This window comes from Acinetobacter sp. YH12072 (genome assembly GCF_013419565.1).
Taxonomy (GTDB): domain Bacteria; phylum Pseudomonadota; class Gammaproteobacteria; order Pseudomonadales; family Moraxellaceae; genus Acinetobacter.
This window is the reverse complement of the sequence record NZ_VOZV01000002.1, coordinates 178,101-198,649: the sequence shown is the minus strand read 5'-3', so window position 1 is coordinate 198,649 and position 20,549 is coordinate 178,101. Positions and strand designations below refer to the sequence as shown.

General features: G+C 44.1%; 16 protein-coding genes. 14 read left to right on the top strand and 2 right to left on the bottom strand.

Annotated features, from left to right (window positions below; all coding sequences use genetic code 11):
- Window positions 1-8: 8 nt before the first annotated feature.
- Entirely contained in the window at window positions 9-3,443 is a 3,435-nt protein-coding gene (locus FTU19_RS02110; RefSeq protein ID WP_180025100.1) for an Rne/Rng family ribonuclease, read from the bottom strand.
- A 769-nt stretch (window positions 3,444-4,212) separates the two neighbouring features.
- Between FTU19_RS02110 and FTU19_RS02105 the strand changes: the two genes are divergently transcribed.
- From FTU19_RS02105 to FTU19_RS02075, 7 genes are all read left to right on the top strand, one after another.
- Window positions 4,213-5,181 (top strand): RluA family pseudouridine synthase, encoded by a 969-nt coding sequence (locus FTU19_RS02105; RefSeq protein ID WP_004781807.1) that lies wholly within the window; start codon window positions 4,213-4,215, stop codon window positions 5,179-5,181.
- Window positions 5,182-5,754: 573 nt separating this feature from the next.
- Window positions 5,755-6,423 (top strand): HAD-IA family hydrolase, encoded by a 669-nt coding sequence (locus FTU19_RS02100; RefSeq protein ID WP_180010964.1) that lies wholly within the window; start codon window positions 5,755-5,757, stop codon window positions 6,421-6,423.
- 408 nt (window positions 6,424-6,831) lie between these two features.
- A complete protein-coding gene (locus FTU19_RS02095; RefSeq protein ID WP_004781809.1) occupies window positions 6,832-7,629 on the top strand; it encodes a 2-keto-4-pentenoate hydratase in 798 nt (265 codons plus the stop codon).
- Window positions 7,630-7,651: 22 nt separating this feature from the next.
- Complete coding sequence (locus tag FTU19_RS02090; protein ID WP_180010962.1) at window positions 7,652-8,548, top strand: acetaldehyde dehydrogenase (acetylating); 897 nt, start codon at window positions 7,652-7,654, stop codon at window positions 8,546-8,548.
- An 11-nt stretch (window positions 8,549-8,559) separates the two neighbouring features.
- On the top strand, window positions 8,560-9,579 hold the full coding sequence (gene dmpG, locus FTU19_RS02085; protein ID WP_125279391.1) for a 4-hydroxy-2-oxovalerate aldolase: 1,020 nt from the start codon (window positions 8,560-8,562) through the stop codon (window positions 9,577-9,579).
- A 415-nt stretch (window positions 9,580-9,994) separates the two neighbouring features.
- Window positions 9,995-11,269 (top strand): OprD family outer membrane porin, encoded by a 1,275-nt coding sequence (locus FTU19_RS02080; protein ID WP_180010960.1) that lies wholly within the window; start codon window positions 9,995-9,997, stop codon window positions 11,267-11,269.
- A gap of 283 nt (window positions 11,270-11,552) precedes the next feature.
- Window positions 11,553-12,413 (top strand): alpha/beta fold hydrolase, encoded by an 861-nt coding sequence (locus tag FTU19_RS02075; RefSeq protein ID WP_180010958.1) that lies wholly within the window; start codon window positions 11,553-11,555, stop codon window positions 12,411-12,413.
- Between the two features lie 378 nt (window positions 12,414-12,791).
- Here the strand turns inward: FTU19_RS02075 and hcaR are convergent, their stop codons facing one another.
- Window positions 12,792-13,700 (bottom strand): DNA-binding transcriptional regulator HcaR, encoded by a 909-nt coding sequence (hcaR, locus tag FTU19_RS02070; protein WP_159123907.1) that lies wholly within the window; start codon window positions 13,698-13,700, stop codon window positions 12,792-12,794.
- A 280-nt stretch (window positions 13,701-13,980) separates the two neighbouring features.
- Here hcaR and hcaE point away from each other — a divergent pair, with 280 nt between their 5' ends.
- From hcaE to FTU19_RS02035, 7 genes are all read left to right on the top strand, one after another.
- Window positions 13,981-15,348 (top strand): 3-phenylpropionate/cinnamic acid dioxygenase subunit alpha, encoded by a 1,368-nt coding sequence (hcaE, locus tag FTU19_RS02065; protein WP_004781815.1) that lies wholly within the window; start codon window positions 13,981-13,983, stop codon window positions 15,346-15,348.
- The gene (gene hcaF / locus FTU19_RS02060) at window positions 15,345-15,863 is read left to right on the top strand and encodes a 3-phenylpropionate/cinnamic acid dioxygenase subunit beta (protein ID WP_004781816.1); all 519 of its coding nucleotides are present in this window, start codon (window positions 15,345-15,347) and stop codon (window positions 15,861-15,863) included. The genes hcaE and hcaF overlap by 4 nt, the downstream gene beginning before the upstream one ends.
- Window positions 15,863-16,189: a 3-phenylpropionate/cinnamic acid dioxygenase ferredoxin subunit gene (gene hcaC, locus FTU19_RS02055; RefSeq protein WP_004781817.1), complete on the top strand. Its 327-nt coding sequence runs from the start codon at window positions 15,863-15,865 to the stop codon at window positions 16,187-16,189. Before hcaF ends, hcaC begins: the two co-directional genes overlap by 1 nt.
- Window positions 16,190-16,191: 2 nt before the next feature.
- Window positions 16,192-17,007, top strand: coding sequence for a 3-phenylpropionate-dihydrodiol/cinnamic acid-dihydrodiol dehydrogenase (hcaB, locus tag FTU19_RS02050; RefSeq protein ID WP_180129987.1), 816 nt, complete (start codon window positions 16,192-16,194; stop codon window positions 17,005-17,007).
- A gap of 67 nt (window positions 17,008-17,074) precedes the next feature.
- The gene (locus tag FTU19_RS02045) at window positions 17,075-18,040 is read left to right on the top strand and encodes a 3-carboxyethylcatechol 2,3-dioxygenase (protein WP_004781819.1); all 966 of its coding nucleotides are present in this window, start codon (window positions 17,075-17,077) and stop codon (window positions 18,038-18,040) included.
- A 4-nt stretch (window positions 18,041-18,044) separates the two neighbouring features.
- Window positions 18,045-19,274, top strand: coding sequence for a 3-phenylpropionate/cinnamic acid dioxygenase ferredoxin--NAD(+) reductase subunit (gene hcaD, locus FTU19_RS02040; RefSeq protein WP_180010956.1), 1,230 nt, complete (start codon window positions 18,045-18,047; stop codon window positions 19,272-19,274).
- Window positions 19,275-19,620: 346 nt separating this feature from the next.
- Complete coding sequence (locus tag FTU19_RS02035) at window positions 19,621-20,529, top strand: DMT family transporter (protein ID WP_125279397.1); 909 nt, start codon at window positions 19,621-19,623, stop codon at window positions 20,527-20,529.
- Window positions 20,530-20,549: the final 20 nt, after the last annotated feature.

Here is a 20,549-nt window from a genome sequence, read left to right as displayed (position 1 = left end):
TGGGCGAATTATGACTCAGTTGCAGTATTGGTTTTTTTCGGTGGACGGCCACGTGGGCGACGTGGGCGGGCAGCCGGTTTTTCAGCTTTTGCTACAGTTTCTTCAGCTTTATCGGCTTCCGGAGTTTCGGTAGGTGCAGCTTTGTTTTCTGCTGGAGTTGCTTCAACTGTAGTCGTTTCAGTGACTTCTTCAGCGGGAGCCTGTTCAGCTTTCGCAGTTTCTACAGATGCTTCAGCAGCTGGCTCAGGAGTTTGAGTCGCTTCAGTTGTATCAGCACTTTCTACTGCAGCTACCGGAGCTTCAGCAGGTGCAGCTTCAGCACTTTCAGCTTTCGCTTCTTCTGCTGGAGCCGTTGCTTCTGCAGCAGGTTCAGCCGCAGTAGATTCTGCTTCAGCTTGTGCTTGCTGTTTAGCCTGCTGTAATGCTTGCTCGGCAGCCAGTTTGGCGAGACGACGACGCTCACGTGGATCATTCGCCACACGTTTCTCTGAAACTGGTGCAGGCGGAGTTAAATCCAGCACAGGAGCAGGTTCTGCTTCAGGCTGCGCTTTGCTGACTTCTACATCACGAGTTACAGGTTTTTTCTCTGTGGTCGCGGTCGAAACCGTTGCTAAAGTCGCATTATATTCCTGCGTGAACTTTTGCAATGCACGGTTAAATGTTGGTAACAGACCGAACTGTTCAATCAGGACTGAACAGTCTTCACCATAAACATGGCGAATCAGGCTACCAATAGTGTATTGGCCAAGTGTTGGCACCTGTGATGGTGTCAATTGCTGAGTTTTCGCCTGTTGGCCTTGTGCAGCACGGCGGTCACGACGACGTTGACGTGGGTCATTGCTGGCACGCTGTTTTGATGATGACTGAGCTTCAGGCGTTTTCTCTGCAGGAGCAGATGCAGTCACTTCAGCCAGGAACTCTTCCGCAGCTGGTGCTTCTACAGGAGCATCGGCAGGGGCAGTCACTTCAACAGCAGGTTTTGCGACTGGAGCAGTGTCATTCAATGCCACAATTTCGCTTTTCGCCTCGTCAATATTTACCACCATTGCTGTTGGCATCACTTCTTTACGAGGAGCATCGACCAGTTCCACACGAACTTGCTTTTCATTGACTGCTGGCGCTTCAACGGCAGCAGGTGCTTGAGGTGCAGCTTGTTCATTTAGAACACTTGGATCGCGGTGGCGATTTGGACGTTCTGGACGTTGCTGGTTGCGACGGTCACGACGTGGCACGTTTTGCTGTTGCTCATTGCCGTGAGTATCGCTTTGCTGTGCAGACTCATTGTGGTGCTGACGGCGAGAGTTGCGTTTGTTTTCACGCGCTTCCTGACGTTGTTCCTGACGAGAAACCTGAACCACTTCTTCATGCACCTGATGTTGTGATGCATTATCAGACTGCGCCTGTTCACGTGGCTCTTTGTGCTTGTTGCTACGTGCTTTCTTGTTATGACGCTGTGATTTCTCTTCACGTTCAGCTTTTTCAGACTGATCACGCTCTGGTTTATGGACTACAGTCGATGGCGCCAGATAAGCATTGCCGGTAGTTGCTGGTGCTGCAACAGCTGTTGGCTGTGCGGATACTGCTGGTGTTACAGGAGCAACCTGGCCGAACTGGCCACGGCTCACTGCACCGCCATTCACCATCTGTTCAATAGCAGCAGCAGCATTGTTCGCTGTGCGAGATTGATCAACAGTAGTTGCCTGTTTTTGTACAAACAGGTTTTCTAACCATGCACATGGGCTGGCAGCAGGTGCGGCAACTTGAGCAGGTGCCTGTTGTGCAGCAGGTGCTTGCTGTACGTTTTGCTGATTCTGGTTATTGCGGCGTTTATTGTTTTTGCCGTTGTTTTGCTGCTGAGCAGGTGCTGGTGCAGCGGTATGCGTATGTTCTTCTTCTAAATGCCACTCAGAAGACTCATAGCCCAGTTCTTTTTCGCTTGAACGGGTTGCTTCAGTACGCTCGTAACTTGTCGGTGCGAAACCTTCAGGATTATACGAAATTTCGTAGTGAGGTGTTTCCAAGTGTGGATGTGGAAGTACAGTCACACGTGTATTTGAAGTTTGTTCCAGATATACTAGGCTGTGACGTTTTTCATTGAGCATGAACGCCGCAATTTCTACTGGTACTTCAACCTGAACTTCACCATGACGTTCACGTAGTGCGATTTCTTCCACTTTACGCATAATTGAAAGTGATAGAGAACGCAGGTCACGTACCATACCGGTACCATGACAGCGTGGGCAGACATAACCAGTTGCTTCTTCAAGCGATGGACGCAGACGTTGACGGCTCATTTCCATCAGGCCGAAACGAGACAGTTGGCCGAACTGGATACGTGCGCGGTCGCTTTGAGTTGCTTCACGCAGTTTCGCTTCTACCATACGCTGGTTGCGGTCTTTGGTCATGTCGATGAAGTCGATGACAACTAAGCCACCGATATCACGTAAACGTAATTGGCGAGCAATTTCTTCAGCGGCTTCAAGGTTGGTATTTAACGCTGTATCTTCAACGTCCTGACCGCGAGTTGATTTTGCCGAGTTAATGTCGATTGAAACTAAAGCTTCAGTTTGATCGATCACGATCGAACCGCCTGAAGGCAGTTTTACTTCACGTTCATAAGCAGTTTGAATTTGGCTTTCGATACCGAAATGCGCAAACAAAGGCTCATTCAATGTATAAGTTTTCAGTTTGTCTAACTGAAGCGGCATTACTGCTTTAACGAAGTTATAAGCTTCGTTATAGGCTTGCTCAGAGTCAATCAGGATTTCTGCTACATCATCACGCAGGTAATCACGGATGGCACGAGTTACCACACCTGCTTCCTGATGGACCAGCATAGGTGATGGACCTGAATTTGCAGTGCTTTGAATTTGTGCCCAAAGGTCTAGCAAATGTTGCAGATCAAGCTGTAATTCTTCTTGAGAACGGCCAATGCCTGCTGTACGAACAATGACGCTCATACCACGTGGCACATTTAAAGAGGCCAGCATTTCTTTCAGTTCTTCACGTACTGAACCAGAAATCTGACGGCTGATACCGCCACCTTTCGGGTTGTTTGGCATCAGAACCAGATAACGACCAGCTAAAGAGATGAAAGTTGAGAGAGCAGCGCCTTTATTGCCGCGCTCTTCTTTTTCCACCTGAACCAGAAGTTCAGTACCTTCAGTAATCAGTTCACGGATATTTGAAGTTTGGCGAGGATCGGCTTTGTAATAAGAGTTTGCGATTTCACGCATAGACAGGAAGCCTTGGCGACCTGCGCCGTATTCAACGAATACAGCTTCTAAAGAAGGTTCAACGCGAGTCACGTGACCTTTATAGATATTAGATTTTTTTTGTTCACGGGTACGATTCTCTAAATCGAAATCGTAAAGACGCTGACCAGTGACAAGTGCAACGCGAATTTCTTCGGCATGTGTTGCATTAATCAACATACGTTTCATGGGTGTAACACCTTATAGTGATACACAGCAAAAAATCGCTATTCACGTAGCGAACATCACACATCACGGATCAATGGCCCAGATCTCCAATGCTTGGCATTGTGGTCTGAGTCTTTTATTCCCGGCGTCTACTTGAATATAGATCAGCTTCGGTATTTTGATTCACGTATTGATGATGGCAATACGGCTTCAATCTTTAAACGATTAAAGTCACCTGAACGTTTCACTGGCGGACAAGCGGTGCATTAGATGTGAGTAACTTTCACTGTCACATTGCTCGAAGATCATCCCTTCTTTATAGAAAGTGTCTTGATACGGAATTGTCGTCGTATCTTTACAAACTGTGCAGATCCAATGCATCAAACGCTGTAGCCTGAAGTCGTCTTCAGGGTGCGACTAATCTGATGTGTATCAGTTTACGTTTAAAAACCAACTAGGTTGGCGACATATTTTTTCAGACAAACTGATTTATGTACCTGAGGTACAATTAAACGCAACAGTTTGCTTTGTTTGCCGATATAATAAGCCTTCGGCGTCGGCATAATTCTTTTGGGACCTTCCCGTATCATGTGAGTCTTTAATTGAATAATCAAGTTCAGAGAAATCTGAAATGCTTCAACTTTTACTCACAAACGATGGTTTCCGTGCGCTGACTATATCAAACCTTGCATCATCTGCCTATGGGCTAAGCTTATGTTTCTTGTGTAAAGCATAACCTAAGTGATCAGTTTTTAATCAATTTTAGTAATTTTTGGGTCATAGTAACTGTATGAATTCTACACAACAATGGCAAAGCGTCACTTGGTTTGAAGTGGATGAACATCAAGATGGACAGCGAATCGATAATTTCTTGTTCAGTCGTCTGAAAGGGGTGCCTAAAAGTCGGATTTATCGTCTGATTCGTGAAGGACAGGTTCGCGTCAATAAAAAACGCATTAAGGCCGAAACCAAACTGGCGATTGGCGACCAGATTCGTGTCGCACCTATTCGTTATGAACAAAAAGATGAATCAGAAGCGCCGATTTCGGACAAGGTGGCTCAAGGTCTTCTGTCACGTGTGGTATATGAAGATGAAGGCTTGATGGTTGTCAATAAACCATCGGGTATTGCTGTGCATGGCGGTAGCGGTGTGGCGTATGGCCTGATTGAAGGCCTACGTGCTGCAACAGGTAAAAAATACCTGGAATTGATTCACCGTATTGACCGTGACACATCGGGTCTGGTGATGATCTCGAAAAAGCGCAGTACCTTAAAAACGCTACAAGATTTATTACGTGAACATAAGATTAAAAAAACTTATGCCGCTGTCGTGAAAGGGCAGGTAACGCTAGATAAGCAACTCATTGATGCACCTTTGCATCGTTATGAACTTTCTAATGGTGAGCGCCGTGTCCGTGTCTCTAAAGAAGGCAAAGAGTCTAAAACCCAGTGGAATGTGGCAGAGCGTTTTATGCATGCGACACTGGTGTATGCTTCTCCATTGTCTGGTCGTACCCATCAGATTCGTGTACATGGTCTCAGCATTGGTCATCCGTTAGTGGGTGATGAGAAATATGGTCACGAGACTGAATATCGTGGACCAAAACCACGTCGTTTATGTCTGCATGCGATGCGCTTAGAAATTCCGGGTTATCCGACGATTGAAGCGCCTTTGCCTGAAGATATGCAGAGTCTTGTAGCTCAGCTTCGTGCGCAAAAGGCGGATAAGGTGGTAATACCTACGGAAGATGACGAGTAATTTTTAGCTTTTTAATGAGTCTTATCTTGCTTTACTTGAGTGGGAGAAATTTCCCTCTTTATTAGAGATGATTCAAGACAATTTCTAAATCAATGAAGGGCGACATGGATGTCGCTGTTACTCTGTGGTACAGGGACGTGCCATCAGAGTAACAAAGGATTTTTGCTACTTTTCATCCTTGAAAAGTAGATAATACCTATACGAAAACAGCTGCTCACTGATGTTAATTGTGGTGGGGAATTAATTTAACTCACCTCTCCCAAACCCTCTCCTAGAAGGAGAGGGCTGAGGTGAGGTAAAAGTAAAGCACAACCGAGTTTTGTAGTTATAAAATCAAATTTTATCGCGTAGGCAGTGTTTTACTTTTGACGGGGGCAAAAGTAACAAAACCCCTTCTGTTGATCTGATGGCATGTCCCTATGCCACAGATCAACGGCGACATCAATGTCGCCATTGGATAGCTAATAGCTGTTGTGATATCACAATAAAAGTTATTTTGTGATGAAATTCTCCCTCCTTAGAAAAAGGAGAGTTGGGGTGGATTAACACTAAATCAAATACTAGGAACCTTATATGAATTCACCTGTAAAACTGGTCATTTTTGATTGGGATGGCACTTTATTTGATTCAGTGGGTCAGATCGTGTCGAGCCTGCAGTTTGCCGCGCAGCAATTTCAGCAACCGTTAACTGATGCAGATGCGAAGGGCATTATCGGGCTGGGTTTGCCAGAAGTCGCACAACGGCTATTCCCAAGTGTGCCAGAATTACATGCGGATATTTTGCAGGCCTATTCAGATCATTATGTGGCGAATTCAGTGAATGATGCTTGGTTTGAGGGTGTTTCTGAAATGCTGTATAGCTTAAAAGACGAAGGCATCAAACTGGCAGTGGCGACAGGTAAAAGCCGGAAAGGATTGGATCGTGTATTAAAGCAGACTAATAGTCTGGAGCTGTTTCATGCTACTCGTGCAGCAAGTGAAACCCGCTCGAAGCCGGATCCTTTAATGCTGGCTGAAATTCTGGCTGAAACTGGTGTCAATGCGCATGAAGCGATTATGGTCGGTGACACTTCTTATGATCTGGAAATGGCGATGAACATTGCCATGCCAAGTGTAGGTGTGACTTATGGCGTACATACACCGGAAACTTTGGCACAGTTTAATCCACTGTCGATTGTAAAGGATGTCAGCAGTTTGCATGACTTTTTATTGGCTAAAGTCCAATGGAAGGAAGCGATTTAATTCAGTATCTTAGTCATTCTTCAAGATCCGGCATTTTCTGAAATAGAAGATGCGGATCAATGCGGTAGATTTGAACAACTGGTCTTATCTTTTAGTCTAAAGTTGTGATTACAGTGGTTTTGTTCTGTCATGATTGTTGAGTTATTTAGTTGGATATAACTTAATTCATAATTATAAGATTATGTTTTTAATTGATTTTTATAAATTTAATTTATAGATAATAGCTATTGCAAAAAATAAAATAACTATTGGCATTCACGTCGTATTTTTCCCATCCTAAAACTGTTTATTCATATGCCCGTACTAGGCGCAATTGTTTATTGGAATGATCGAAATGATCAGGTCAGAACATTTTGCTTGTCTTAGTTCTCGGCATAAGCCTCATTTTTGCAGTTTAAGGAAACATTGATGTCGAATTCTGCTGTTGTTGAATCAGTTGCACAAGCATTACGTACTGCTGAACTCTCAAAAACTGCGATCGCACCGATTCGCCCGGAACTTGGTGGTGAAAGTGCTGACGTAGATATTGCCTATGCCGTTCAGGAAGTAAATACCGAGCGTGCTCTGGCGGAAGGTCGCCGTCTGGTAGGTCGTAAAATTGGTTTGACATCGAAAGTGGTTCAAGCACAGCTTGGCGTAGATCAGCCTGACTTCGGTATGTTGTTTGCCGACATGGCCTATGGCGATGGTGAAGCAATCCCTGCAGGTTTGCTGATTCAACCGAAAGTTGAAGCTGAAATCGCATTGGTCATCAAAGAAGATCTGACTAAAGCAAAACATACGTATGCAGACATCATTAGTGCAACTGACTATGCACTTCCTGCTGTAGAAGTGGTCGATAGCCGTATCGAAAACTGGAAAATCAGCCTGATTGATACCGTAGCTGATAACGCATCTTCTGCTGCATTCGTTCTGGGCTCTAAGCCTGTCAAACTGGAAAACCTTGATCTTGTGAACTGCAAGATGGTCATGACGCGTGGTGATGAAGTGGTTTCTCAAGGTGTGGGTAAAGCATGTCTGGCGAACCCATTAAACGCTGCTGTATGGCTAGCTGACGAAATGGTACGCCGTGGCCGTCCATTATTAAAAGGCGACATTATTTTAACTGGTGCTTTAGGTCCAATGGTCGTGGCTCAGCCGGGCGATGAATTCAAAGTTGAAATTGAAGGCTTTGGTTCAGTAACAGCTGCTTTTGCTGCTGAATAAGGGAATACAAGAGAGTACATTCATGAAAAAGATTAAATGTGCATTGATCGGTCCAGGTAACATTGGTACTGATTTGCTTTATAAACTGCAACGTAGCGAATGGTTAGAACCAGTATGGATGGTAGGGATCGACCCAACTTCTGAAGGTCTGGCGCGTGCAGCGAAAATGGGTTTAAAAACCACGGCTGAAGGTGTAGATGGTTTGCTTCCTCACGTTGTTGAAGACGAAATCAAAATCGCATTCGATGCAACTTCCGCTTATGTCCATGCTGAAAACAGCCGTAAGCTGAACGAGCTTGGCGTGTTAATGATTGACTTAACACCAGCTGCACTCGGTCCTTACTGCGTACCACCAGTAAACCTTGAAGCATTGCTTGAACAAGGCGAAGTGCCAAACGTAAACATGGTGACATGTGGTGGTCAGGCAACAATTCCGATGGTTGCTGCAATTTCACGTGTTCAACCTGTTGAATATGGTGAAATCATTGCAACTGTATCTACAAAATCTGTAGGTCCAGGCACACGTAAAAACATCGACGAATTCACACGTACAACTGCTGGCGCAATTGAACAAGTGGGTGGCGCGAAACAAGGTAAAGCGATCATCATTATTAACCCGGCTGAGCCACCGTTAATGATGCGTGACACTGTTCACTGTCTCGTTGAAGGCGAGCCGGATCAAGCAGCGATTACTGAATCTGTTCACTCGATGATCCTCGAGGTTCAAAAATATGTACCAGGTTACAAACTTGTGAATGGTCCAGTATTTGATGGTAACCGTGTTTCTATCTTCCTAGAAGTAGAAGGTTTAGGTGACTTCTTACCTAAATATGCAGGTAACCTCGACATTATGACTGCAGCAGCTGCACGTACCGCAGAGATGTTTGCAGAACGTGTTTTAAATGCAGTTGAAGCTTAAGGAGCACCTTCATGTCTAAAATTATTATTAATGATATGACTTTACGTGATGGTATGCATCCCATGCGCCATCAAACTACACCTGAGCAAATGGTTGCGATTGCAACTGCGCTGGATGATGCAGGTGTACCTTTAATCGAAGTAACACACGGTGACGGTCTTGGCGGTAACTCTGTGAACTACGGTTTCGCGGCTGCAACTGATGAAGAATACCTGAAAGCAGTGATTCCAAACCTGAAACAAGCAAAAGTTTCTGCACTTTTACTTCCTGGTATTGGTACGGTTGATCACCTGAAAATGGCGCATGATGTAGGTGTAGCAACCATCCGTGTTGCAACTCACTCTACTGAAGCAGACGTTTCTGAACAGCATATTACTGCTGCGCGTAAACTGGGTATGGACACTGTGGGCTTCCTGATGATGGCTCACATGGCAACACCTGAAAAATTGCTTGAAGAAGCACAAAAAATGGTGTCATACGGTGCTAACTGTATCTATGTGACTGACTCTGCTGGTTACATGCTTCCGCAAGACGTGACTGACCGTGTAGGTATCTTACGTGCTAACTTGGGTTCAGATATCGAAATCGGTTTCCATGGTCACCACAACTTAGGTATGGGCGTAGCTAACTCTGTTTCTGCTGTACAAGCGGGTGCAACACGTGTTGACTTGGCATCTGCCGGTCTGGGTGCTGGTGCAGGTAATACGCCACTTGAACTGTTTGTTGCGGTTGCCAATCGTATGCAAATGGAAACTGGTGTTGACCTGTTTAAAGTACAAGACGTTGCAGAAGATCTGATCATTCCAATGATGACTCATCAGATCCGTGCGGACCGTGATGCTGCAACTTTAGGTTATGCGGGTGTTTACTCTTCATTCCTGCTGTTCGCTAAACGTGCTGAAGCAAAATATGGCGTATCTGCTCGTGAAATTCTGCTTGAGCTTGGTCGTCGTGGCACCGTTGGTGGTCAGGAAGATATGATTGAAGATTTGGCATTGACTATGTCTAAAGCGAAAGAGCTTCAAGCTTAATAGTTAAAAGCTAAATTTTAAAAAAAGCGTCCGAAAGGGCGCTTTTTTATTTATTTGAATAAAATGAATAAGATATTAAAACGATAGAATAAGATATTTTAATTATTACTATTTATTTTAAGAAAATAATCAAACACATTTCCTTAAACATAAAAACGATAAATAAAAAGTTATTTTTAAATTATAAAAAAATAATGGCTGTTTATATAAGAGAAAACATGGATTTATATTGATTATCTGGTTAATTTTTTATTTTAGTTAATTGTTTATAAATATAAGTCTTTTTCAAATTTCAGCATACTTATTCTATCTATAGAGATTAATAGAAAAATTTTAATACTGTAGTCGGATTTTTAAAAAAACTAGAGTTGAGCATGATAGCGGCATAGCTTAATTTGATTACTAGGAATAAGCCATGCGTCGTCAAAACTTATGGATAGCAATGCTTGCTGCAACAGCAAGTTTAGGAACAACTGCAGCGAATGCAGATTTTATTGACGATAGTAATGTCCAGCTTAAATTTAAAAACTTTTATCTAGATCGTCAGTATCAAGATGATTTTTCTTCACGTAATTGGGGTTCTTGGTCACAAGGTGTGACTTTGGATGCGAAGTCAGGCTATCACGATATTGGTGGTGGGGTGCAGGTTGGTGCAGATGTTCTGGTTCAACATGCAGTTAAACTCAAAGGCCGTGATCAAAATCCGGATTGGGTGTTGCCTCACGATGGTAAAGAATCTAAAGATCATTTTGGTAAAGTTGGCGCAACCTTAAAAGCTAAAGTTTCTGAGACTGAGCTGAAAGTGGGTGAGTTATTGCCTGTATCTCCAGTGCTGGTATTTGATCCATCTCGTCAGCTCATCACTACTTATAGCGGTGCATGGTTAGAATCTAAAGAGATTAAAGATACCAAACTGACTTTGGCTTATATTGATAAAATTAATAATCGTTACGACAATCAGTTCCGTGATTTAGCTTTATTTTCTCCAGGTAGAACTTTACCTGATGGTACACAAGGTCATTATGACTTAGGTCCTGAATCTGATGGTATGTGGATTGCCGGTGTAGATCACCAGTTCACGCCTGAAATTGGTGGTAGCTACTGGTATGCAGATGTTCAAGACATCTACCAACAGCATTACTTGGGTGTGAATTACAAAACTGCGCTAGGCGAAAAAACCAAATTAGATAGCCATGTGCGTTATTTTGATAACTCAGATTCAGGTGACAAACTGTATGGTGATATTGATAATCAGGCATTGTCAGTAGGGGCAAAAGTTAATCATGGTGCGCATACCGTAGGTCTGGGTTATCAGCAAATGTTTGGTGATACTGCATTTCCATCACTCGGCGGCTGGGTGCCGCAGCCTTATCTGGTGAACTGGGGCGTTGCAACCTTTACTGCACCAGAAGAAAAGTCATGGAATATTTCTTATGGCTATGACTTCTCTGAAATGGGTGCCAAAGGCTTAAATGCGACTGCAGTTTATTTCAAAGGTTATGATGCTAAATCAGATGATCAAAACTTTAATACTGATGAGTTAAATCTGATTGCGAATTACACTGTTCCAGAGGGTAAGTTAAAAGGTTTAGGCATCCAAGCGATGTATATTGATGTAAATTTTGCAAATCCTACTAAACCAGATCTTCAGGAATACCGCGTAGCGACAACTTATACTCATAAATTCTAAGTTAAGCGCAGTTTAAGGGCAGTCAGTATTCTGGCTGCTTTTTTTTGAGTTGAGAATCTAGTCAAAGCCTTAAATTAAACAGGGTTTTAAATTTAAAATAATTAATTAAAACAAATACTTAAATAATATATTTTTTGTAGTATGCAATCGTAATTTTATATCAGTTGAAGACAGTAGAGCGGTTAATATAAGACTGTAAAAAGATCATTTTTAATGAGTCAACTTGACGTCGAGTTCTCGTCATCGAGGAACACGCAAGCAAGAAACTGTAAGAGGAATCATGATGAGCACTGTTCAAATCCCTGATTATAAAACAGATCCTTTCTTCGGCTTAGAAGACAAATGGATTGAAACTGCAGAAGGTGAGTTGACTCACTACCATGAAATTGGTGAAGGTACACCTATTCTGTTCCTGCACGGTTCAGGTACGGGTGTGTCTGCTGCGGCTAACTGGTGGTTAAACCTGCCTTCAATTGGTGAACAAGCACGTTGTATCGCAATCGATACTATTGGTTATGGCCAAACTGTGGTTGCACCAGGTACTGCTTATGGTATCCGTGCATGGGTGGATCATGCTATACGTACTCTAGATGCTTTAGGTATCGAAAAAACCTGGTTAGTGGGTAACTCTCTGGGTGGCTGGTTGGCATTCCAGATGGCACTTGATTATCCTGAACGTGTTCTAGGTATCGTGTCTATGGGTACTGGCGGTGCAAAACAGACTGCTGCACTAAAAGCACATGCAAACCCTGTATTAACTGAAGAAGGCATCAAGAAAACACTTTCTATGTTTGTCGTGAACAAAGACCTGATCACTGACGAACTGGTTAAAGTACGTTTTGCTTCTGCTGCAAATGACTATGCATCAAACCGTTTGATGGATGTAGTGGGCGCACGTGACCGTGACCGTTTCGAATTCCCGTTAGACTTCGGAAAAATGAAAGACATCACTGTACCTGTATTATTGATTCATGGTACTCAAGACGTGGTGATTCCGGTTTCTCGTACTTGGGATATCCTGAACATCGTGCCAAATGCTGATGCACACATCTTCAGTCAATGTGGTCACTGGTCTCAAGTTGAAAAATCAGATGAGTTCAACACTGTGATCAAAAACTACCTGGCTGTACACGGCGTAAAATAAGTCGTACTCAGTTTAAAAAAAGGATGGCTTCGGTCATCCTTTTTTTCTTTCTAAAATATTAGATTTACAGCTGCCAAATGAACACCATTTCATTCAGTGAGTTTTTTAAACATTTTTAATGCTTTTTAGCTATTAATCAGAATTTCAAAAATTAAAAATGGGCCCTAGACTTCTTATTAGACTTAAGTTGTAAAAGAAGCCTAATTTGAGCAAAAATTAAACCTAATAAGCCATGGTCGGAGATGTTGGAAGCCATGCTAGACGTGGTCTGTCATAGGAAAAATGAATATAAAATGAAATTTTGATCAGAAAAAATAAAAACAAAAAAGCACACGTATTCTCAGAGGAAATTACGTGTGCTGCTATAAAAATAGAAAATTAATGTGGTTCGTCGCGGTTAATGTCTAGGTAGAATACGCGAGTCAGGAGTTCCAGGAACTTCTTCACTGCGACTGAATTACTATCCTTGCGATAGCTAACATAAAGATCTAAAAAGGGAAGTTCTACATCCAGCGGGCGGATTACAGTATTGTTCATGGTCAATGGCGCGATATAGCCTGGCAGAATGGCACAGCCCAAACCCATTCCAATCGAGTTGATATTAAACAGAATATTATCGGCCTTTTGCACAATATTAAGCTCAATGCCATTGGTCTTGGCAAATTCCATAATCGTATTGTGCAGGGTGAGTGACTGTTCTGCAGATGGAATAATAAAATCTATACCATTCAGTAATTTAACTGGAATACGGTCGTATTTCGCTAAAGGATGATCCTTCGGCAAAATGAAGATCAATGGCTCACGAATCACAAACTGGCTTTCAATTTCATCACTATGGAAATTGTGACGGGTAAAGGTCAGATCCAGTTCGCCTTTCTTCAATAATCGCATTTGCTCATTATTGTTCAGACTGAGCAATTCAATTTTTAAATCAGGGTTTTGCACGCGCAGATTCGGCAGGATATACGGGAAGATTTTCATTTCCGCGACAGGGACGAAACCGATGCGTAGCATCTGCTGCTTGGCTTGTGAGACCTGACGGGCCATGGCAATCGCCTTATCGGCTTGTGCCAGCGTCAGGCGGGCCTGTTCTAGGAATACAGCACCTTCTTCGGTCAGTTCGACTTTACGCTTGGTACGGTGTAGCAGTTTGACACCGACATCTTCTTCCAAATCTTTGATTTGCTGACTAAGTGATGGCTGAGCCGTGTAAAGTTTGAGTGCTGCCTTACTGAAGTTGAGTTCTTCAGCCACAGTAATGAAGTAGCGGAGGTGTCGTAATTCCATATCATCAGCCCGTCGAGTAATCCAAAAAATGTCTTACTATAATTTCAGAAGAGTATAATCTATAAACAACTATGTCGTGAAGATTATTTTGTCATTTAGAAAGTAAATGCTTTGGAGGGATTGATTAGTGTTTTAATATAAAAATACACGCCTAGAATAATTGCTTAAAACTATTAATTGAAACAAAAAAAATATTTCCCCAAAACCGCCCTAAAATCCATCATCGTTGAAAAGTTGAGTCTATTACTTTGTGCCATAACTGGTCACAGGAGAGCTTTTCATGAGTGGAAAAATTGATGTGCGCGAAATCGACGCTTTAGTCGATGCACAAAATGGACGTATCACGCCATCTATCTATACAGATCCTGACATTTACGAATTAGAACTTGAACGTGTCTTCGGTCGTACATGGTTATTCCTTTGCCATGAAAGCCAAATTCCTAAGGCTGGCGATTTCTTCAATACCTACATGGGTGAAGATCCAATCATCGTGGCACGCCAAAAAGATGGCTCAATCAAAGCATTCTTAAACCAATGCCGTCACCGTTCTATGCGCGTAAGCTTCGCAGACTGTGGTAATACACGTGCGTTCACTTGCCCATACCACGGCTGGTCATACGGTATTGATGGTTCTCTAAAAGACATCCCGCTTGAAGATCGTGCTTACCCACATGGTGCATGTAAAGAGCAATGGGGTCTGGTAGAAGTTAACCGTGTTAAATCATACAAAGGCCTGATTTTCGGATGCTGGGATGAAACGACTCCAGATCTAGAAGAATACATGGGCGATATCGCTTGGTACCTGGACGGCGTTGTAGATCGTCGTGAAGGCGGTACTGTGATTGTGGGTGGTGTACACAAATGGGAAATCGAGTGTAACTGGAAATTTGCAGCTGAACAGTTCGCATCTGACCAATATCACGCGTTGTTCTCTCACGCATCTGCAATTCAGGTGCTTGGTGCGAAACCAGACGACGAATCTTCTAAGAAATTAGGTGCTGCACAAACTGCTCGTCCAGTTTGGGAAACTGCGAAAGACGCGATCCAATACGGTTCACGTGGTCACGGTTCAGGCTTCTTCTTCACAGAGAAACCAGATGCAAACGTATGGGTTGACGGTGAAGTAGCGAACTACTTCCGTGAAACTTACGAAGAAGTGAAAGAACGCCTAGGTGAAACTCGTGCGCTTCGTTTAGCGGGTCACAACACCATGTTCCCTACATTGTCTTGGTTGAACGGTACTGCGACTCTTCGTGTATGGCACCCACGTGGTCCAAACAAAACTGAAGTTTGGGCATTCTGTATCTGTGATGCGGACGCACCAGAAGATGTACAAGCAGCATTTGAACGTTCTGCAACTCGTGCCTTCGGTCCTGCAGGCTTCCTGGAGCAAGATGACTCTGAAAACTGGATCGAAATCCAAAAAGTTTTACGTGGTTACAAAGCGCGTCAAAACAAACTCATTATGGAAATGGGTAAAGGTAACGAGAAAGTACGTGAAGATGGTATCCCGGGTATCACTAACTATATTTTCTCTGAAACTGCAGCACGTGGTATGTACCGCCGTTGGGCAGATTTATTGATTCATGAAAAATGGGAAGACGTTGAAGCTGCGGCTGACGAATATGAGAAGGAGCTTATGAAATGAGTCAAATCAGTTTAGAACTTCATCACCAAATTAGTCAGTTCCTGTATCAAGAAGCCAAGCTTCTTGATGACTGGAAATTCCGCGAGTGGTTAGACACGCTAGCTGAAGATATTTCTTACACGCTACGTACTACACCAAACGCTCAAACGCGTGACCGTCGTCGTTCAGTTGAACCACCTACTACCTGGGTATTCAACGATACGAAAGATCTTCTGGAACGTCGTGTTGCACGTCTGGAAACTGGTATGGCTTGGGCTGAAGAGCCTCCATCACGTACCACTCACATGGTGAGCAACGTGATTGTTGAGCCGACTGAAGTTGAAGGCGAATACGATGTATACGTGACATACCTACTGTACCGTACCCAGAAAGAGAAAGACGTTACGATTTACTGTGGTAAACGTCATGACAAGATCCGCAAAGTTGAAGGCGGCCTGGGCTTCCAGATCTTCAACCGTAAGATCACGCTTGACCAAGTTACCTATAACTCACATAACCTGAGTGTGTTCTTCTAATGAATAAGATTTTTGTTTGCCAAGTTGACGAATTAGACGAAGGCGAAGCGTTAAAAGTGGATTGCGGCGTAAACGGTATCGAAGCGCTTGCAGTATTCAACAACGGTGGCGAATTCTTCGCAATGAACGACCGCTGTTCACACGGTAATGCTTCTATGTCTGAAGGCTACCTTGAAGACGACGGTACAGTGGAATGTCCACTTCACGCAGCTCGCTTCTGTTTGAAAACAGGTCAGGCACTTTGCTTACCAGCAACTGACCCAATTCAAACATTCCCAGTTGTACTTGAAGATGGTGCGTTATACGTAGAGATGGCAGGAGAGTAATCATGGGTTGGCTACAAGGCGAAGTTGCACTGATCACTGGTGGTGGTTCAGGTCTCGGTTGGGCACTGGTAGAACGTTTCCTGGAAGAGGGTTCACAAGTGGCCGTTCTTCAACGTTCACAGTCTAAAGTCGATGCACTGAATGCACATTTTGGTGATCGCGTGCTGGCAATCGCAGGTGATGTGGCCAGCTATGAAGACAACGTCCGCGCTGTTAAAGCGACTGTAGAGCGTTACGGTAAACTCGACTGTTTCGTGGGTAATGCCGGTATCTGGGATCACTATGCCGATATCGTCAATACTTCAGGTGAGCAGCTGGAAAAAGCCTTTGATGAGATTATGGGGATTAATACCAAATCTCTGATCTTGGGTGCCAAAGCTGCACTTGATGAGCTCGTGAAATCTGAAGGTTCGATCATTTTCACACTGTCAAATTCTGCATTGTATTCTGCAGGTGGCGGTCCGGTTTACACTGCATCAAAACATGCCGGTGTAGGCATTATGAAAGAACTGGCTTATGAACTTGCACCTAAAGTCCGAGTCAATGCCGTTGCGCCATCAGGTATGAATGTGAATATCAAAGGTGCTGCATCTTTGGGTCAGGAAAATCTTGGCCTGCTCGATGCACGTGATCCTGAGAAAATCGCCCGTGGCATGCCACTGAATTTCTTACCTGAGCCGGAAGATATGACTGGTTCATATGTGCTCTTGGCATCTCGTCAAAATAACCGTCCTTTGACTGGTGTTCTGATCAATGCAGAATGCGGTCTGGGTATTCGTGGTCTACGTCAGCCACGTGCCGGTTTCTTTGACGAATAAAAATCTAGTCTGAAATGGACTTTTCGGCAGCCTGTTCTAAGGCTGCCTTCCTTTTAAGGAGTCTCTCATGGCCGTTAAACTTATTTGTGCATCGCACAGTCCTTTAATGGAATTTGCTTCACCGCAGGAAAAACGCAAAGAACAGGCTGTTCGTGAAGCGTTTGAAAAACTGTCTGCTGAAGTAAAAGCTTACGACCCAACCCTGATCATTACCTTTGGTCCTGACCATTTCAATGGTTTCTTCTATGACCTGATGCCGAGCTTCTGTGTGGGCATTCGCGCGACTGCTGCAGGTGACTGGGACTATGGTAAAGACAATGCACACATTGATGTACCTGAAGACAAAGCACTGGGCTTAGTGCGGCGTGTACTCGATGAGGGCGTGGACGTTGCGTATTCTTACCGTATGCAAGCTGACCATGGTGTGACTCAGCCATTGCACTTCCTGTGCGACGGCAAACTTGATCGTTATCCAACGATTCCAATTTTCATTAATGGCGCTGCAGCACCAATGCCAACCACGAAGCGTACCATCGCTTTAGGCCGTGCTGTAGGTCAGTTCATCAAATCTCTGAACCTTGAAAATGAGCGTGTACTTGTCCTAGGTACAGGTGGTCTGTCACACGATCCACCAACTCCGCAAATGGGTTCTGTACCACCAGAAGTGGAAGAGTTCCTGATTGCAGGTCGTAACCCGACACCTGAAGCACGTAACGCGCGTCAGTCAAAAATTATTGCAGTGGGACAAAAACTGGCAGCGGGCGATACCTCTGTTGCAGTTCCTCTGAATGCTGAATGGGATATCGCATTGCTTGAAAAATTCAAGAATGCCGACTTCGCTGCACTAGAAGCCATGACTGAAGCTGAAATCCGCCGTGATGGTGGCCGTGGTGGTCAGGAAGTCCGTTCGTGGATGGCGGCATTTGCTGCTTTAAGCGAAATGGGCGAGTACGAAATGACAACGCACTGTTATGAAGAAATCAGTGAATGGATTGCGGGCTTCGGCATCGTATCTGCAGAGTTAAAAGGTTAAAGACATGAGCAACATCGAAACCATCGTAATTGTAGGTGCTGGCCAGGCAGGTGCAAGCGCGATTTTAGAACTTCGTGGCAACAAATACGAAGGTAAAATCATTCTGATCGGTGATGAAACGCATCTTCCTTATGAGCGTCCACCACTGTCTAAAGACGTGATTCTAAAACCTGAAGAGACCAAGATTGAAATCCTGTCAGAAGAAAAACTGGCGGAACTTGGTGTAGAAACCATTCGTGGCAATGGCGTGAAAAAAATCAACGCTGAAGCGAAAACGGTTGAACTTCAAAATGGTGACGTTGTTGCTTATGACAAACTGTTGCTTGCTACAGGCGGCGCAGCTCGTCGTCTGTCGAACTTCGATGCGCTGGGTAAACATGTTTATACGCTACGTAACCTAGAAGATTCACAAGCACTGGTTCCAGTATTGCAATCAGGCCGTCGTATTGTCCTGATTGGTGGTGGCGTGATCGGTCTGGAACTGGCTTCTTCAGCACGTTTCAAAGAGTGTCAGGTAACTGTGATCGAAATGGGTCCTATGGTGATGGGCCGCTGTTCACCTCGTATCCTGAGCGAATTCCTGCTTGAACAACAACGTTTGGCAGGGATCGACGTTCGTCTGGAAACCAAAATTGCAGATTGCAAACTGGATGGTGAAGAAGTGGTGATTACCCTTGAGGGTGGTGAAGAACTTCGCGCTGATGCTGTAGTTTATGGTATTGGTATCGTGCCAAATGCACAATTGGCTGTAGAAGCTGGCCTGGATGTTGATTTCGCGATTAAAGTAAATGAAAACTGCCAGACTTCAAATGCAGACATCTATGCAGCAGGTGATGTGGCAACTCAACTTCGTAATTGCGGTAACCACCGTCGTGTCGAAACTTGGGAAAATGCCAACCTGCAAGCAGGGATCTTTGCACGTCATGTGATGGGCGTTGAGCATCCGACACCTAACCCGGCATGGTTCTGGACAGATCAGTTGGACATCAATTATCAGTTCGTAGGTGACATGGCGGCTGCTGAATGGCAAGTTCGTGGTGAAATCAATCCAGAGCTTCGCGCTGAATCATCATTCGTGATGTTTGGTGTGACTGATGGCGTTATTGTCGGCGGTATTACGGTAAATGCGGCAAAAGAAATGCGTCACCTGAAAAAGCTGATCAGCAAGAATGCAGCGTTTGAAGCAGATAAATATTTAGATCTCAGCCAGGATCTTCGTAAACTTGTGAAATAACTTTGTTTTATTGATAAGTTTACAAAAGGGCAGACCTTGGGCAACTTGGGTCTGCTTTTTTATGAGTATTAAAAAATATTGAAAGATGTAGGGACTTGATTGTGATGAGCAGTTATCATGACCTCCAATTTTGATTCTACTTATATAAGTTATAGAGTAGGTGCTTTTACTTTTAAAAGATGAGCCATATATGGCGCAAGGTAACAAAAATCTTTTGAGCATTTGAGGCTACTTCCCTGTATCCCAAAAGCTCGAGCGGCATCCCTGCCACCATCAGTATTGTCGATTGTGGATTTGAACGAGAAGTTAGTTCAATTCTTTCTAAAAAAATTTAATTGAGTCTTTTATGAATTCAAATTCATCTCCCATGCTGGTGACGGCAAGTATTTATGCCTTGCTGGTGCTGATCTGGGCAGCAACGCCACTGGCGATTGTCTGGAGCGTGCAGGAAGTGCACCCGATGTGGGTGCTGATCATCCGTTATTTCGGCGCTTCTCTGCTGGCGTTGGCGATCTTGGCTGCCATGCGTAATCCATTGCCATTTGATCGAACCTCCATGATGAGCTATGTAGCAGGTAGCCTGAACTTGATCGGCGCGCAGTTATTTATCTACCTGGCTGCGAATTATTTGACCTCTGGCTTAATGGCCTTAATTTTCGGTTTCTCACCACTGGTTGCAGGTCTGATCGGGCATGTCATCCTGAAAACCAACCGTCTGATCTGGCTGCAATGGCTCGGTATGGCAGTTGCCGTCGGTGGTTTAAGTTTTGTCTTTGCGGAGTCAGCAGATAGTAAAGTGAATCCGTGGGGTGTGGTGCTAATGCTGATTAGCATGGTGTCTTATATCAGCTCGATTTTCTGGGTGAAGCAGATCAATGCACCGTTAAAACCAATGTCACAAGCAACGGGTTCTTTGATTGTTTCCTCATTGGGATCATTACTAATCATTCCATTTATCTGGCAATCTTTCCCAACACAAATGCCAAGTATGCAGGCGCTATTCGGCTTTGGTTTTACCATGATCCTGTCTTCGATTGTGGCGATGCTCTGTTACTTCTGGCTGATTCGCCGTTTAGCCGCATCCACCGTATCCCTCAGTAATGTAATGACGCCAATCATTGCCCTGATTCTCGGTGCAACCCTGAATAACGAAGTGATCAGCAGTCATGCCTTTGCCGGAATTGCCGTGGTGATGTTCGGGATCGTGATGTACTTCTGGAAAGAATGGCGCGAGCAGTATTTTTCTAAATCTTAAAATAGATTGTTCAAGTTAAA